The organism is Pseudomonas sp. B28(2017), assembly GCF_002113025.1.
Lineage (GTDB): Bacteria > Pseudomonadota > Gammaproteobacteria > Pseudomonadales > Pseudomonadaceae > Aquipseudomonas.
Window position 1 is genome coordinate 592,565 of the sequence record NZ_NEJH01000003.1, and the last position, 15,479, is coordinate 608,043.

16 protein-coding genes are annotated in these 15,479 nt (G+C 60.2%); 3 read left to right on the plus strand and 13 right to left on the minus strand.

Going from position 1 to position 15,479, the window contains the following annotated elements:
- Positions 1 to 12: 12 nt before the first annotated feature.
- From CAF65_RS28715 to CAF65_RS12040, 4 genes are all read right to left on the minus strand, one after another.
- Positions 13 to 1,056 carry an RHS repeat-associated core domain-containing protein gene (locus CAF65_RS28715; RefSeq protein WP_256578630.1) on the minus strand — a complete coding sequence of 348 codons (1,044 nt, stop codon included), beginning with the start codon at positions 1,054 to 1,056 and terminating at the stop codon, positions 13 to 15.
- A gap of 86 nt (positions 1,057 to 1,142) precedes the next feature.
- The gene (locus tag CAF65_RS12030) at positions 1,143 to 1,817 is read right to left on the minus strand and encodes an anti-sigma factor domain-containing protein (protein WP_085716470.1); all 675 of its coding nucleotides are present in this window, start codon (positions 1,815 to 1,817) and stop codon (positions 1,143 to 1,145) included.
- The gene (locus CAF65_RS12035; protein ID WP_085716471.1) at positions 1,814 to 2,440 is read right to left on the minus strand and encodes a sigma-70 family RNA polymerase sigma factor; all 627 of its coding nucleotides are present in this window, start codon (positions 2,438 to 2,440) and stop codon (positions 1,814 to 1,816) included. The genes CAF65_RS12030 and CAF65_RS12035 overlap by 4 nt, the downstream gene beginning before the upstream one ends.
- A 54-nt stretch (positions 2,441 to 2,494) precedes the next feature.
- Positions 2,495 to 3,088: a fasciclin domain-containing protein gene (locus CAF65_RS12040; RefSeq protein ID WP_085716472.1), complete on the minus strand. Its 594-nt coding sequence runs from the start codon at positions 3,086 to 3,088 to the stop codon at positions 2,495 to 2,497.
- 321 nt (positions 3,089 to 3,409) lie between these two features.
- Between CAF65_RS12040 and CAF65_RS12045 the strand changes: the two genes are divergently transcribed.
- Complete coding sequence (locus CAF65_RS12045; RefSeq protein WP_085716473.1) at positions 3,410 to 3,970, plus strand: DUF2780 domain-containing protein; 561 nt, start codon at positions 3,410 to 3,412, stop codon at positions 3,968 to 3,970.
- Position 3,971: 1 nt separating this feature from the next.
- Here CAF65_RS12045 and CAF65_RS12050 read toward each other — a convergent pair whose 3' ends face one another.
- Positions 3,972 to 4,859, minus strand: a complete 888-nt coding sequence (locus CAF65_RS12050; protein WP_085716474.1) for an acyltransferase — start codon at positions 4,857 to 4,859, stop codon at positions 3,972 to 3,974.
- Between the two features lie 240 nt (positions 4,860 to 5,099).
- Here CAF65_RS12050 and CAF65_RS12055 point away from each other — a divergent pair, with 240 nt between their 5' ends.
- Positions 5,100 to 5,603, plus strand: coding sequence for an ATP-dependent zinc protease (locus CAF65_RS12055; RefSeq protein ID WP_085716557.1), 504 nt, complete (start codon positions 5,100 to 5,102; stop codon positions 5,601 to 5,603).
- Positions 5,604 to 5,615: 12 nt separating this feature from the next.
- Here the strand turns inward: CAF65_RS12055 and CAF65_RS12060 are convergent, their stop codons facing one another.
- From CAF65_RS12060 to CAF65_RS12095, 8 genes are all read right to left on the minus strand, one after another.
- Entirely contained in the window at positions 5,616 to 6,245 is a 630-nt protein-coding gene (locus CAF65_RS12060; RefSeq protein ID WP_143492097.1) for a glutathione S-transferase, read from the minus strand.
- A 191-nt stretch (positions 6,246 to 6,436) separates the two neighbouring features.
- Positions 6,437 to 6,616: a hypothetical protein gene (locus CAF65_RS12065; protein WP_085716476.1), complete on the minus strand. Its 180-nt coding sequence runs from the start codon at positions 6,614 to 6,616 to the stop codon at positions 6,437 to 6,439.
- The gene (locus CAF65_RS12070) at positions 6,613 to 7,743 is read right to left on the minus strand and encodes a PepSY domain-containing protein (protein WP_085716477.1); all 1,131 of its coding nucleotides are present in this window, start codon (positions 7,741 to 7,743) and stop codon (positions 6,613 to 6,615) included. The genes CAF65_RS12065 and CAF65_RS12070 overlap by 4 nt, the downstream gene beginning before the upstream one ends.
- Before the next feature lie 71 nt (positions 7,744 to 7,814).
- Entirely contained in the window at positions 7,815 to 10,259 is a 2,445-nt protein-coding gene (locus CAF65_RS12075; RefSeq protein ID WP_085716478.1) for a TonB-dependent siderophore receptor, read from the minus strand.
- 175 nt (positions 10,260 to 10,434) lie between these two features.
- Complete coding sequence (locus CAF65_RS12080; protein WP_085716479.1) at positions 10,435 to 11,409, minus strand: FecR domain-containing protein; 975 nt, start codon at positions 11,407 to 11,409, stop codon at positions 10,435 to 10,437.
- Entirely contained in the window at positions 11,406 to 11,924 is a 519-nt protein-coding gene (locus tag CAF65_RS12085) for an RNA polymerase sigma factor (RefSeq protein WP_085716480.1), read from the minus strand. The genes CAF65_RS12080 and CAF65_RS12085 overlap by 4 nt, the downstream gene beginning before the upstream one ends.
- A 146-nt stretch (positions 11,925 to 12,070) precedes the next feature.
- Positions 12,071 to 12,778 (minus strand): PolC-type DNA polymerase III, encoded by a 708-nt coding sequence (locus CAF65_RS12090; RefSeq protein WP_085716481.1) that lies wholly within the window; start codon positions 12,776 to 12,778, stop codon positions 12,071 to 12,073.
- The gene (locus CAF65_RS12095) at positions 12,775 to 14,715 is read right to left on the minus strand and encodes a putative nucleotidyltransferase substrate binding domain-containing protein (protein ID WP_085716482.1); all 1,941 of its coding nucleotides are present in this window, start codon (positions 14,713 to 14,715) and stop codon (positions 12,775 to 12,777) included. Before CAF65_RS12095 ends, CAF65_RS12090 begins: the two co-directional genes overlap by 4 nt.
- A 253-nt stretch (positions 14,716 to 14,968) precedes the next feature.
- Here CAF65_RS12095 and CAF65_RS12100 point away from each other — a divergent pair, with 253 nt between their 5' ends.
- On the plus strand, positions 14,969 to 15,430 hold the full coding sequence (locus CAF65_RS12100; RefSeq protein ID WP_085716483.1) for a response regulator: 462 nt from the start codon (positions 14,969 to 14,971) through the stop codon (positions 15,428 to 15,430).
- Positions 15,431 to 15,479: the final 49 nt, after the last annotated feature.

The window sequence follows — 15,479 nt, forward strand, 5'->3', positions numbered from 1 at the left end:
ATAAATAGCACACTAATCGCTGTCATAACTGGTGTCGCTGTGCCAGTCTTCACCGTAAACTTTTCTGTGGTGGGCTTTTTGTTCTTCTCTTATTCTTTTGGCTTCCCATTCCAATCGTTTTTGTTTCTTGTTTTTGATAGCTACATAGTATCGATTTTGAAGAAAATCACGCCCTGGGCTGGTGTCGTTATTAGGGACGTTGTGTTTCGCGGTTTTAAAGAGTTCTTTGTTGCCGATCACTTGGGCTGGCAGATGTCCAGATTTGTTGCCCAATGATATTTCTCGAATCGCATTAAGAAAGTCGGCATCTGCTAATTCATTTACTTGGTTTAGAGGGGTGGTGTTCTGAAGCACCCTTCCATGCATTTGTTTAGAGGAAAGTGCTAGAGCGACAAGGTCATCTCCCTTAAGGAGTTTAACGATTCTTCGAAAAGGTACATCTGGAATGCCGGAAAGTTGAAAATGACCAACGTTAGCGGCTGATACGGCTTTAGGAAAAAATTTCTGCATCAAGCTCAACCAACTGACATGTCCAGTAGGGTCGCTTCGATTTACCGGATCCCCCACACAATACGCATATGCATTCAACCCACCTTTCCCAAACGGACTCCAACTGTCCGGACTGTTAAAGCGCATCAACACCGGATTAAACGCCCGATAACCATTCCCCAAAAAATACCACCCCGTCACCGGATCCGGTCGTTCGCCGTTGAAGCCAAGCAGGCTAAGTAAACCGTTTTCCGCAGGGCGGTGGCCATAGGGGGTGTAAGAGAGGGAATGAGGCTGGGTTGTGTCGAGCACGTTCAACACCGAGCGCTGCAGGTCGGTGGCGAGCAAGCGGGTTTCCACGTTGCCGCTCTGGCGTTGTTGCTGCGCCAGCAACTGATCCTCGTGCTGCATGATCGATCGTTGCACCGTGCCCTGTACCTCGGTGGCCAGGCGATCTTTCAGGTAGAAGCGCCGGGTACTGGATTGTGCCGAGGGGCTGCAATCGACCAAGCGGTCCAACGGATCGTAGTGGTAGCGGCAGAGTACGGTTTCGCGGTTGGGTTGCATGGGCAACACTCCCTCAAAAATCCTTGAGTTCAGGGATTCACTGTCGCGCAATCAGTCGGACCTGCCTACTAGCAGAACGGTTAGTGTCACAACGCCGCCAACGCCCCTTGATACAACACCGGTCCCGTCGGCTGCCCGGTCGGCGATCCGCCTTTAGGCTCAAGGCTGACCGCCAGCGCAATCGGCTTGCCGATCAGCGCTTTCTGCGCCTCGCTCAATTCGACCTTGCCTTTGCCTCCGGCCGGAATCACGCCGAGGGAGATCGGCTTGCCGTCCGCCGGAATCGCCCACAACTCCAGGCTTTGCCCGGGTTCGACAGCCGCCAGCGTCAGCGGCTCGACTTGCAGGTAATGTTCGTGGGCCTGCACACGCAACGCCGGTTTCGCGTCGGCGTTGACCAGCGTGGCGCTGTAGCGGGCATCGTCGGAGATGTAGTGAACGCCGAGAATCACTGCAATCAGCAGTGAGCAAACCGCCGCCGTCACTCGCAGCCAGTTCCAGAACGGACGCTTCTCTGGCACGTGCAGCACTTGTGGTTCGATCCGTTCGGTAATGCCTTGCCAGACGCGATCCGGCACCGGCTGCTCCGACAGGGCTTCGGTCAGGCTGACCAGGCTTTCCTGCCACTGCGCCAGTTCCGCGCGCAAGGTCGCATCTTCCAGCAACAGCTGTTCGAAACGCCGACGCGCGGTGGCGGGCATCAGGCCAATGGCATAGTCGGCGGCGAGGGCGCGGCGCAGGGTCGGGGTTTTATAGTTCATGATTCAAGGCACCTGCGCAGGCGCTCCAGGCCGCGGCGGATCCAGGACTTCACCGAGCCCAGCGGTGCGGCCAGGTGTTCGGCCAACTCGGAGCACGACAGTCCCTGGAAATATGCGACGGTAATCGACTGGCGCTGCATCCCTTCGAGGCTGTCCAGGCAGCGGCTCAAGGCGCTGGCTTCACGGGCACTGTCCAGTTGCTCGTGGGCCGATGGACTTTCATCCACAAGCCTCTGTTCTTCGATATCACTCAATGGCCGATCACGGTGTTTGCGCAACTGGTCGATGGCTTGATTTCGGGTGATGTTGATCATCCAGGTCAACGGCGCCGACAGATGCGCCTCGTAACGCGAGGCGTTGTTCCAGATGCGCACGAAGCTCTCTTGCAGCACCTCTTCGGCCAAGTCCGGACGGCCCATGAATCGCAGGGCGACGCCGTGCAGCCGAGGTCCGACGCTGCGGTACAGCGTCTCGAACGCGCGGCGGTCACCCAATGAACACTGGGCCAGCAGTTGCCTGAGCTGATCGGTGTCGGTGATGGGAATGGCGGTTCTCCCGGAAAGCAGGGCAGGGGGCCGTTTGCAGGCAGAGGTTAGTTCACGGCGTGCAGTTGTTCCATTCACGGCGAACTCCTCGGGTGGACCGCCGCCCCCGACGCGCGGGGACGGCGGCACGGCTCAGCTTTTCGGCATCAGCACTTTGTCGATGACCTGAATCACGCCGTTGGACTGATACACGTCATAGGTGGTGATGTCGGCGATGTCGCCTTTTTCATCCTTGATGGTGATGTTGTGCGGGCCGTTCATCATCGCCCACAGCTTGCCGCCGGCGACGGTGGTGAGCTCGGTCTTGCCACCACCGGCCTTGATCTTCTCGGCCAGGGTTGCCATGTCGAGTTTTCCGGCGACCACGTGGTAGGTGAGGATTTTGCCCAGGGTGGCCTTGTTTTCCGGTTTGAGCAGCGTATCGACAGTGCCGGCAGGCAGGGCGGTAAAGGCTGAATTGACCGGGGCGAATACGGTGAACGGGCCTTTGCCCTTGAGGGTGTCGACCAGGCCGGCGGCTTTTACCGCGGCGACCAGGGTGGTGTGATCGGCGGAGTTCACCGCGTTATCGACGATGTCCTTGCTCGGCAGCATGGCCTGGCCGCCGACGGTCACGTTGTCATGGCTCATGGTTGCCGCTTGTACAGTATTCAGAGCGAAAGCACCGCCAAGGGCCAGGGTCAGCAGGCTGGCAATCAACGGTGTTTTGATCGAAGTGCGTTTCATGGTGATGATCCTTTGGTGGGGAATCGGCCAGGAATGTCTGTCCGTGCTTGATATACGGGCGTGGGGCGGGACTGGATGCGGCACCGGGAAAATATTTTGATGAACCTGATCCCTGTAGGAGCGAGCTTGCTCCGGGCGGCGCTCCGACGATGGGCTCAAAGGCAATGCGTTTATCCAGACAGCCCGCGTCATCGTTGACGTCCATCGCGAGCGAGCTCGCTCCTACAGGGGATGGGTGGCTGGGAACAATGTCGGGGGATATCAGTCCAACGCACAGTTTTTCGCCGTCCATTGCGGGTGGCGTTCACAGAGGATGTCTGAATGAAGATTTCACGCGGTTTTGTCCTGGCATCGCTCTTGACCCTGGTGGTCAGCCCGGCCTTTGCCCAGTTCAACCTGAGCGATGCGGCCAATGCCATTTCCGGCATGCAGGGCGGCAATGCGGCGGCCGATGCTGCACCGACTACGGAAACGGCAGACCTGCTGGGAGCGCTCACTGAATTGAACATCACCCCACAGCAAGCCATTGGCGGCGCCGGGGCGATGCTGGGGCTGGCGAAGAACCAGTTGAGTTCGAACGACTACTCGGAACTGGCCAAAAGCGTACCGGGTATCGACATGCTGTCCGGCGGTGGCGAGCTGGGTGTGCTCGCCGGATTGCTCGGCTCCACCGGCAAGGCCGCAGGCCTGGATAACGCCTTGGGCAACGTCAAGAACACCAATGACCTGAACAATGCTTTCAGCGCCCTGGGCATGGACAGCGGCATGATCGGGCTGTTTACCCCGGTGCTCCTGCAATACCTCGGTCAGCAGGGTGTCGGCGGTTCACTGCTGAGCAGTCTGGGCAGCATCTGGGGCACGGGCATCGCCACCGGTAGCTGATTCAGCGGCGCTCGGTGTGCAAGGCGTCGATGCGCCGGTCCTTCTCGACCCAGAGCTGGTTGACCCAGTTCTGGGTTTTTTCGCGAAACAGCGGATCGTTTTCGTAATCGCCCTGCCACAGTGCCGGGTCGAGTTCGCGGGTCTGGATATCGATGATGACCCTTGGCACATTGCCGCTGATCAAGTCCCAGAACCCCGGAATGTTCTGCTGCGGGTAAACCACCGTCACATCGAGGATCGCATCCAGCTGTTCACCCATCGCCGCCAGCACAAAGGCCACTCCACCGGCCTTTGGCTTGAGCAAGTGATTGAACGGTGACTGTTGCTGGGCACGTTTGGACGCCGTGAAGCGAGTGCCTTCGAGGTAGTTGACCACCGTCACCGGTTGGCGCTTGAACAGTTCGCAGGCCTGTTTGGTGATCTCCAGATCCTTGCCCGCCAGTTCCGGGTGTTTGGCCAGGAACGCCTTGCTGTAGCGCTTCATGAACGGATAATCCAGCGCCCACCACGCCAGGCCCAGGAAGGGCACCCAGATCAGCTCTTTCTTGAGGAAGAACTTGAAGAACGGCGTACGCCGGTTCAGCGTCTGGATCAGCGCCGGGATGTCGACCCAGGATTGATGGTTGCTGATCACCAGGTACGAGGTGTCACGGCGCAGATCATCACCGCCGCGGATGTCCCATTGGGTGGGGATACACAAGCGGAAGATCAGCTTGTCGATCTCGGACCAGGTCTCGGCAATCCACATCACCGACCATGAGGCGTAATCGCGAAAGCGGCCGGGCAGGACCAGTTTGAGCAGGGCGAATACCATCAACGGCCCGATCAGGATCAGGGTGTTGAGCAGAAGCAGCAGGGTCACGAAACTGCCGGTGAGCAGGCGGCGCATATGTCACTCGTGGATACGATTGGGCGCGCCATGATAAGCAGCTTCGGGCGACAGGCCAAATCGGCGGTGACGAATGTTTCACCTTCGCAGCGGTAGGCTTGAGCAAAGCTATTGGATTCGGGTACTCGGCTGACTGATCTGGCCTCTTCGCGAGCCTGCTCGCGAAGCGATTTCAAGAACGAACGAATTGCTGGCGGACTGTCTAAAATTGCGCTGCCCATACTCAAGGACAACTATCACGTGAAATCCCTCCTCGCAGTGCTCTCCCTCATCGCCCTGCCGGTCATGGCCGCGGAACCCACCCTCTATGGGCGTTACGAATACATCGCCCTGCCGGAAATCGGCGGGCAGGTCCTCAAGGCGAAAATGGACACCGGCGCCCTGACTGCGTCGCTGTCGGCCAAGGACATCGAAACCTTCAAGCGTGACGGCGAAGACTGGGTGCGTTTCCGCCTTGGCACCAAGGATGCGAACAACCAGGTCTACGAACACAAGATCGCGCGCATCAGCAAGATCAAGACCCGTTCCGAAGAAGAAGAGGATGATGAAGCGGCAGCACCCACCAAACGGCCGGTGGTTGATCTGGAATTGTGCCTGGGCAACGTCAAGCGCACGGTCGAGGTCAACCTCACCGACCGCAGCAGCTTCAACTATCCGTTGCTGATCGGCGCCAAGGCGTTGCGCGAATTCGGCGCGGCGGTGAACCCGGCTCGGCGGTTTACGGCCGACAAGCCGGATTGCTGATCTTTTGAAGGCTTAAACCTTCGGCATTGTCGCAATCATCGAAGGCCGCTGGCTGACCTCGAAATACCACGCCGCCAGCTGTGGATTAGTCGTGCGCCATTCCAGATCCGGGTGGCGCAGGTCCAGGTAACCCAGTGCACAGGCCACGCTGATCGCCGCCACGTCGAAATGGCAGGTCAGCTCGGCAATCGCGTCCTTTTCCAGCAGCACCAAGGTACGGCGGATCTTGTCGCGCTGGCCGTCGAGCCATTCGGCCCAGTGTTTCTCCGGGGCACGCAGGGCGACTTCGTAGCGCACCAGCACGGCTGCGTCCATGATCCCGTCTGCCAGCGAAGCGAGGGTCAGGCGCCGCCAGCGGGCCGAGCCTTCGCGGGGGATCAGCGGGTTGCCGACGTGCTGCTGATCGAGATATTCGAAAATGACCCGGCTGTCATGGATGACATTGCCATCGGCCAGGCGCAGGGCCGGGATTTTGCTCAGGGGGTTGTCGTCGATCAGGGCCGGGTCCGGGTTGACCGGAGTGAGTACGCTGTTTTGCAACGCAACGCGGTCCTGTTGACCGGTTTCGTGCAGCAGCACCATGATTTTGCGAACGAAGGGAGAGAGCGGGTTGTGGTACAGGGTCATGCTCGGGGCGGACATGGCAGCGTCTCGATCGGTGGCAGTGTCGGGCAGCATAGCGTGTTGTAGCGGGAGCTCAATATCCCTTGTGGGAGCGAGCCTGCTCGCGATGGTCGTCAACGATGACGTTGGAGGACTGACACCCCGGGGTGTTCTCGAGTGCATCGTCGGAACGCCGTCCGGAGCAAGCTCGCTCCTACAGGCGGGGCACTTCAGCGGCGTTGCAGGAGGCCCCGCAGGGCAACAGCGGCGGGGATGCCCAGGCCAAGCCAGCTCAGCGAATCCCACACACCATCCCCGAGCAACGCGGCAAACAACCCTGCCGCGCTGAACAGGGCGATGACGATTGGGGTGCTGAACACTTTCCAGAAGTTCGACTGCCGGGGCTTCATGCCGTGCTCTCTGATTTTTCCAGTACAGGCCTGGCAGCCTTGCGTCGTACCACCCACAAGTACACCCCACTGCCGAGCACGATGATGGTCAGCACATCCAGGGTCGCCCAGAGGATTTTCATCGGCATGCCGCCGTAGTCACCGAAGTGCAGTGGCTGCGACATGCCCATGGCGTCCATGTACCACGGTCGTTCGGCCACGGCGGTGACTTGCAGGGTGCTGGCGTCGATCAGTACGGGTGTCAGCAAGTGAGAGGTCAGGTGCGTGCTGCCTTTCATGAACACCGCGTAATGGTGCTCGCTGGAAAACCGCGTGCCGGGGAAGGCGATGAAGTCCGGCTGCATGCCCGGCGCAACCTCCTCGGCGATGTCGAGCAGACGGGTGGCCGCTGCCAAATGCGTCAGCGGCTGCGCATCACGGTACGGTGCGACCATTGCGCTCAGGCTGTCGTTGCGCCAGGCGGCAATGATCAGGTCGGCGCAGGCACTGATCACCCCCGTCACGCCGACCACCAGGGCCCAGGTCAATGTCACGACACCGATCAGGTTATGCAGGTCGAGCCAGCGCAGGCGCGTGGATTTGTCCTGGCGCACGGTGGCGAATTTCAAGCGACGCATGAACGGCAAGTACAGCACCGTGCCGGAAACGATCGCTACAACGAATAGAACCCCCATGAACGCCAGCAGCAACTTGCCTGGCAAGCCGGCGAACATGTCCACGTGCAGACGCAGCATGGTCAACATGAAGCCACCGTTGGCCGATGGCGTTTCCAATACTTCGCCGGTACGGGCATCGAGCATGAAGGTGTGGGACGAGTTCGGCTCGGTACCGGCGGTCGCGGCCATGATGGTCAACACAGCGTTGGGCTCATCGTCCTCGAAGCCGAAGTACTGCATGACTTCACCGGGGCGATGTCGCTCGGCCGCCTCTGCCAATTGCTGCAAATTCAGGTGTGGGGTGTCCGCCGGCATTGCCTTCACTTCGGGCACATTGCCCAGCAAGTGGTCGATCTCGTGGTGAAAGATCAACGGCAGACCGGTCAGCGCCAGCAGCAAAAGGAACACCGTACAAACCAGGCTGGTCCAGGTATGGACAGCGGACCAGCGGCGAATGGTTTTACTTTTCATTTCATGGCCTTCAGAAAGGCCAAGCCGTCCTCGAAGGACGGCCTGGTCATTGGGCGTGTCAGCTCAAGGCGTTACCACTTGTACGTTGCACTCGCGACGACACTGCGCTGGTCGCCGTAGTAGCAGTAGAAGCTGTCGCAAGTGGAGATGTAGTCCTTGTCGAACAGGTTGGTCGCGTTAACGGCCAGCGAAGCGCCTTTGAGGCTGTTGTCCAGGCGACCGAGGTCGTAGTGAACCACCGCGTCGAACACCGTGTAGGCGCCGGCCTTGCCCAGCCAGGTGTTGGCCTGGTCGCCGTAGGTGTTGCCGGTGTAGCGTGCGCCGGCGCCGATGCCGAAACCGTCCAGTGCGCCGTTGTGCCAGGTGTAGTCGCCCCACACCGACGCTTGCTGGTTAGGCATCAGTTGCAGGCGATTGCCCTTGTAGATGCCCTCTTGCACTTCGGATTTGGCCAGGGTGTAGGCAGCGGTGACCTTGAGGTTTTCGGTCACGTCGGAAACGGCTTCCAGCTCCAGGCCTTTGACTTTCACTTCGCCGGTCTGGCTGGTGACCGTGACGTTGCCCACGTTGTTGGTGACGGAAACGTTCTTCTGGGTCAGGTCATACACCGCCGCCGTCAGCAGGGTGTTGCTGCCCGGAGGCTGGTACTTGATGCCCAGTTCCCATTGCTTGCCTTCGGTCGGCTTGAACGACTCGGTCGGCGAGGCAGCGGCATTGCTGGTCGGCTGGAACGATTCGGCGTAGGACAGGTAAGGCACGAAGCCCGAGTCGAATACGTAGCTGATCGCCGCGTTGCCGCTGAAGTTCTTGTCGCGCTCGGTGTTGGTGGCATCACCTTTGTTGAAGAATGTGGTTCCGGTGTGGACCCAGTCTTCACGACCCCCGAGGGTCAGGCGCCATTGGTCGAGGGCCATCTGGTCCTGGATATACAGGCCGGTCTGCTGGGTCTTCTGTTCGTAGTCATAGAAGGCCGTGGAGCGTGCAGGACGCTCGATCGGCAAACCATAGATCGGGTTGTTGACGTTGATACCCGGCGCGGTACCGAAGATCGACAGGTAATTGGTGGTGTTGCGCTGGTGGTCCAGGCCAATCAGCAAGGTGTGACTGACGTTGCCGGTGATGAAGTCACCCTGGAAGTTGTTGTCCACGGCGAACTGGGCGATGTCTTCGTCGACGTTGCTGGTGCCACGGCCGGTGTTGCCTTGATCGTCGACGACAAACCCGAGGTTGGCTAAGTCAGGGTTGTAGCTATTGACGGTCACGGCCTGGAACGACAGCTCCGACTTGGTGTAACGCAGGTTCTGCCGGAACTGCCAGACATCGTTCAGGCGATGTTCGAAGGCGTAACCCAGCGCGTAGTAGGTGCGGTCGTAGAAGTCGTAGTTCGGATCACCCAGGTTCTTGTGATGGGAAATCTCGCCGAACGGCATGTCGATCTTGGTGCCCTGGATCGGATAGAACTGACTGGTGATACCGGTATCGTCACGGGTGAACTGCGTGAGCAGGGTGAAACTGGTGTCATCGTCGATGTTCCAGGTCAGGCTTGGCGCAATGTTGTAGCGCTTGTCATCGATGTGGTCGATTGGCGTGCCACCGTCGCGCAGCACACCGCTGAGGCTGTACAGGAACTGGCCTTCGTCGTCGATTTTGCCGGTGCTGGCGAAGTTGATCTGGCGATGGTTGTCGCTGCCGTACTGCAGCTGGACCTCGCTGCTGGCTTCAGCGCTTGGGCGACGGCTGACCATGTCCAGCAGGCCGCCCGGAGGAGTCTGGCCGTATACGGACGAGGCCGGGCCGCGCAGCAGCGCCAGGCGGTCGAGGTTCCAGGTTTCCTGTTTCGGGTTGGCGTATACACCTTTTGGCAGCGGCAGGCCGTCGAGGAATTGGGTCGGTTCGAAACCACGCACGCGCAACCAGTCGGAGCGGGTGTCGCTGCCGAAGCTGCTGGCGGTGATGCCAGGCAAGTAGCGCACGGCATCATCGAGGGTGTGCACGTTGCGGTCGTCCATCTGTTGACGAGTGACGACTGAAATCGAGCGCGGTGCTTCGACCAGCGCGGTGTCGGTCTTGGTGCCGGCGGCGGTGCGCTTGGCCGTGTAGCCCTGCGCCGGACCCCAGGCGCTTTCAGCGTCTTCCACGCCGATCACGCTGGTGGCCGGCAGGGCCATCACGCCATCGGGCACGGCCACCAGGCTGTAGGTGCCTGCACTGCTTTGCTCCAGTTGCAGGCCGGTACCCCGCAGGGCCTCACGCAGAGCGCCGGCTGCGTCGAACTGGCCGTTGACTGGCGCCGAGGTTTTGCCCGCCGCCAGGGATGGGTTCAGCGCCAGGGCCAAACCGGCCTGGCTGGCGATCTGGTTCAGGGTGTTGGCCAACGGAGCGGCCGGCAGGTTGTAGGCGCGAACGCTGGACGCCTGTTCAGCGGCGAACAGTGGGCTGCTGGCCAAAGGGGGGCAAAGGGCAATGGCAACCGCTAGCAAACTGCGGCGCAACAGGGAGTCTAGCGAGCGAGGCATACAGCGGCTCCTGAATGGAAATATTTCTCAATTGCCTGTGTGCCGAACGAAAATCAAAAAGTGATAGGGCTGGATGAAAATAATTTCGATTCAGAAGTCGGTTGCGGCTGGTATTGGGGCAAACCGGTTTTTGTGGGGCGTCGAACGCCGCCATCGCGAGCAGACACAAAGCTATTCAGGGCTTGGTAGCGGCCTTGGCCACAACCTTCACCCACCATGGCGTATGCTGCTCGATTTGCACCGGCAGGGTCGGCAGCAGGGCATTGAGCGCCAGGTCGGTGTCGCGCAGCGGGAAACTGCCGGTGATGCGCAGGTCGGCTACCTCCGGCGCGACGCCAACGTAACCGTTTCGATAGCGGCCGATTTCATGCACCAGATCTTCCAGCCGCGTGTTGTCCACCACCAGCATGCCGCGAGTCCAGGCATCCGCGCCGAGGTTGACGGCCAGAACCGGGCCTAGGCCGTTGTTGCGGATCAGTACCTGCTGGCCTTCGTACAGGATCTGTTCGTCCGGAATGGATTGCGGATGAACCGCCACTGCCGACTGCAACACGCTCAGGCGCGTGCCTTCTTCTTCGCGCTTGACCAGAAACCGGGTCCCCAGCGCACGCATACTGCCTTCGCGGGTTTCGACGATGAACGGCCGGGGATCGCCATGACCGGTTTCCACCAGGATTTCGCCTTCCTGAAGCACGATGCGCCGTTGCTTTTCATCGAAGCGCACATCCAGGGCGCTGTGGGTGTTGAGATTGATCAGCGTGCCATCAGCCAGGCGCAGGGTGCGTTGCTCGCCAACGGCGGTGCGCTGGTCGGCCAGCCAATAGTCGATCGGCAGATAACGCTCCCCGGCGAACAGTGCCAGGCCAATCGCCGCAACGATACTGGCTACACCGCTGCCGAGCTTGCGCACCCTTCGACGAATGCCTTCGCGCGATTGCAGCAGGGCCGTGCGAGCAGGGCCGCTGGCCACGCTGAAACGCTGGTCGAGCATGCCCAGCTGGCGCCAGGCGCGGGCGTGCTCTTCGTGGGCCGCGTGCCACTTGGCGAACTCTTCGCGCTCCACCGGGTTGGCCGAATCCATCGACAACTGCCAGGCAATCGCCGCGTCCAGCACCTTGGCCGATACCGGTTTGGCACTGAGCGGATTCATGTCGGCTCACCATAAAGCGCGACGTAGCACTGGCGAATGCCCTGGGCCAGGTACTGGCGCACCCGCGGCACCGACACCCCCAGGCGCTCGGCGATTTCCGCGTGGCCGAGGCCGTCGAGACGGTTGTAGAGGAACGCTGCCCGGGCCTTGCTGGAAAGCTTGCCGAGCAAACGATCGATGTTTTTCAGGTCTTCGAGGATCATCTGCTGTTCTTCCGCCGACGGTTGTTCGGCTTCGGGAACCAGCATCAACTCGGTGAGGTAAGCCTGCTCCAGCGCGGCGCGCCGGAAATAATCGAACAGCAGGCCCTTGGCAATCGCCACCAGGAATGCCCGAGGCTCGCGCGGGGCCTTCAGTTCCTCGCGGCCCAGCAAGCGCACGAACGTGTCCTGGCTCAGGTCTTCGGCCCGCTGCGGGCAGGCGACGTTGCGTCGAAGCCAGGCCAATAGCCAACCGCGATGGTCCCGATATAACGCACCGACGAGCTCACTTTGAGGGCTTGGGACTGACGACACGCCGCATCACCGATTGGGAAACATTAACTAACGAGAATTGTTCGCGATTGTGACAGAGGCGGGGGAGGTAAGCAATTGGCGTTGGTCGGGTGGGTGTTTGGCGATGGCCACTGTAGGAGCTCGCTCCTACAGGGATTGCGTATAGGTCAGAAGGAAGGCGCCTGCTGCCGGCGCTTCCACTGACTCAAGCGCTGTTGCAAATTCAACGGGCTATGAATCTGCTGCTGCCGCGCGCGGCTGAATAGAATCAGCGCCAGTTCGGCGGTGGCCAGGGCGTCGGCGCTGGCGTGGTGGCGCTCGAAGACTTCGAGCTTGAACCAGTCGATCCAATCGTCCAGCCCCGCCTCGCGAATGTGCGCCTGGGGGCACAGCAGCGGTGCGATGTCCGCCACGTCCAGAAACGGATGCTGCAACTTCAAACCCAGATGATCTTTCAGCGCACGGCCGAGCATGTACTGGTCAAACGGCGCGTGGAAGGCCAGCACCGGGCTGTCACCGAGGTACTCCATCAGGTCGAGCAGCGCTTCTGCCGGGTCGCTGCCTGCCGCAATGGCGCTGGGGCCAATACCGTGGATCAGCACACTGGGGCCGAGTTTTACTTGCGGGTATTGCAGGGTGCGCTCGAACTGCTGGCGAAAGTCGATGGCCCCGTCCTCGATCACCACGGCGCCGATGGACAACACACGGTCCTTGTTCAGGTTCAACCCGGTGGTTTCCAGGTCGAGCACCACCCAGCGTTGCTCGCGCAGACTGCACTGCGCCAGGTCGGCAGCAGTCGACAAGCGTTCCAGCCGATGTTGCAGGTGGGCGGGCAGGGTGGGGGGCGTCGGGCGCAACCAGGAAAACAGGCTCATAACTGATACCGCAACGTCAGGCTGCTTTGCAGGCGTTGTGCCTGGCGCAGGGACTCACGCAGGATGCGTCGGTCCAGATGGTTGAGGCTGTCGGGATCGACCCGGTTTGAGTAAGGAAAATTCTCTCGGGTTTGTAGTTGATGTTGCTGCATGCGGGTTTGCTGGATGAAGTGATAGGCCTCTTCATACGCGGCGCCGTCCAGGGGGTCGATGACCTCCCTGGCGACCAACTGGCGAAAACGCTCTAGGGTGCTGTTCGCTTCGATACCGTGAGCCAGGGCCAGCAATCGGGCCCCGTCGACAAACGGTGCCAAGCCCTGAATCTTCAGATCCAGGCTGGCCTTCTCGCCATTTTTGCGCGTCAGCACGAACTCGCGAAAACGCCCTACGGGCGGGCGATTGCGCAGTGCATTTTCGGCCATCATGCGCTGGAACAAACGGTTGTCACCGACCTGATCGAGAATACCCCGACGCAACTGCTCGCAGCCTTGTTCGCTGCCCCAGACCACGCGCAAGTCGAAATAGATGCTCGAACCCAGCAGGTTCTCCGGGGTTGCCTCGCGGATAAACGCCGCAAAGCGTCGCGCCCACTCGGCCCGGGACAGGCACAGCTCCGGATTGCCGGCCATGATATTGCCCTTGCACAAAGTGAAGCCGCACAGCGCCAGGCTCTGGTTGATCTGCTGGGCAATGGGCAACAACTTGCCGCGAATCTCGGCGGCATGAGCGGCGTCCCTGGCTTCGAACAGAATGCCGTTGTCCTGATCGGTGTGCAGGGTCTGCTCGCGGCGACCTTCACTGCCGAAACACAGCCAACTGAATGGCACGCCTGGGTCGCCTTTTTCGGCGATAGTCAGTTCGATCACCCGGCACACGGTGTGGTCGTTGAGCAAGGTGATGATGTGGGTGATCTGCGTCGAAGACGCGCCGTGGGCCAGCATTCGCTCGACCAGCTGACCGATTTCGCCCCGCAGCGCCACCAGGTTTTCCACCTTCTGCGCATTGCGGATAGTGCGGGCCAGGTGCACCAGGTCGACCCGTTGCAGAGAAAACAGATCGCGCTCGGAAACCACACCGCACAAGCGCTGGTCCTTGACCAGGCAGACATGGGCTATGTGACGCTCGGTCATGGCAATCGCCGCGTCGAATGCACTGTGATCCGGCGACAGGAAAAACGGCGCCCGGGTCATGTGCCTTTCGATGGCTTCGTTGAAATCACTGCTGCCGTCGGCCACGGTCTGACGCAGGTCGCGCAGGGTGAAAATCCCCAGTGGCGCCTTGAGTTCATCGACCACCACGATGCTGCCGACCTGTTGTTCGTGCATCAACGTCACGGCTTCGCGCAACGGCGTCTGCGGGGCGCATATCACCGGGTGGCGCATGGCCAATTCGCCCAGTCGGGTATTGAGCGAATATTGGGTGCCGAGGGTTTCCACGGCTTTTTGCTGCACTTGCTGGTTGACTTGATCCAGCAGGCTACTGACGCAGCGCAGGGCGAAGTTGCGGAAGGTGTCCGATAGCGAAAACAGGCGGATGAACGCCGGCTTGTTCAGTTGCAGGCAGAAGGTGTCCTCGCCGGCCAGGTGCTCGGTGCGGGTCGCCCGTTCACCCAGCAATGCCGCGAGGGGGAAACATTCGCCGGTGGTGATCTCGAAGACCGTTTCGGTGCCACCTTTTGCCGTATGCGGACGCTCGCCCACGACCCGGCCTTGCTTGACGATATAGAAGTGCTCGACCGGGCCATCGGCAGGTTTGATGATGCTCTCGCCAGGGGCGTAGAAACGCAGCTGACATTGCTCGACCAGATACGCCAGGTGAGCGTGTTCCATCTGGTTGAAGGGCGGGAAACGCTGAAGGAATTGCAACGTGCCCTGGATGTTCTGCAACACCGCGGTTTTCCCTGCCTGTGTGAAGGCGTCCGCTTTACTCATAACCATTACCGCAGTCTTTTTTGGATTTGTTGTCGTCGGATGACTCACCCATGGTCGGCCCCTACGGTCAGGGTGCCCATTGGACGTAAGTCTAGGTAGGCAATGAGTGTGACTGAATGTCGGAAAAACCTTACGCAATGGAGAGAAAAATCGCTCTATCCTGCTATAGGAAAAGTATCCGACGAAGTGCACATTGAAGGTCTATCAGCGATGTCTCACCACTGTGCCAGGGAATTGAACTGAACATGTAGGGAACGCCATGTCCGACCACGATATTTTGAGTGACGCCGAGCGGGAATTGCTCAGTGCCGTCATGCTGGAACCTGACCTGCCGCTGCAACGGGTGCTGATCGTCGACGACGATAAAGACGCCCGGGAGCTGTTGTCAGAGATCCTCGCGCTGGAAGGCATTCGCTGCAAAAAAGCGGCCAGTGGCAAAGCGGCACTCAATATCCTGGTGGCAGAGGCAGAGATCCAAAAGCCCTCGATCGGTTTAATGATCACCGACCTGCGGATGGGCGAAGTAGACGGGCTGGATCTGATCCGCCAGATACGTGAGTCGGTTCGGGCGGCGTTGCCGATCATCATTGTCTCGGGTGACGCCGACGTGAAGGATGCGATCGCCGCGATGCATTTGAACGTGGTGGACTTTCTGCTCAAGCCGATCGATGCCGGGCAGTTGCTTGAGTTGGTCAAGCGTGAGCTTGGGATGAAGCCTTAGCAGCCCCGCGCATCCCCTGTGGGAGCGCATCGGCAAACAAAAAAGCCCT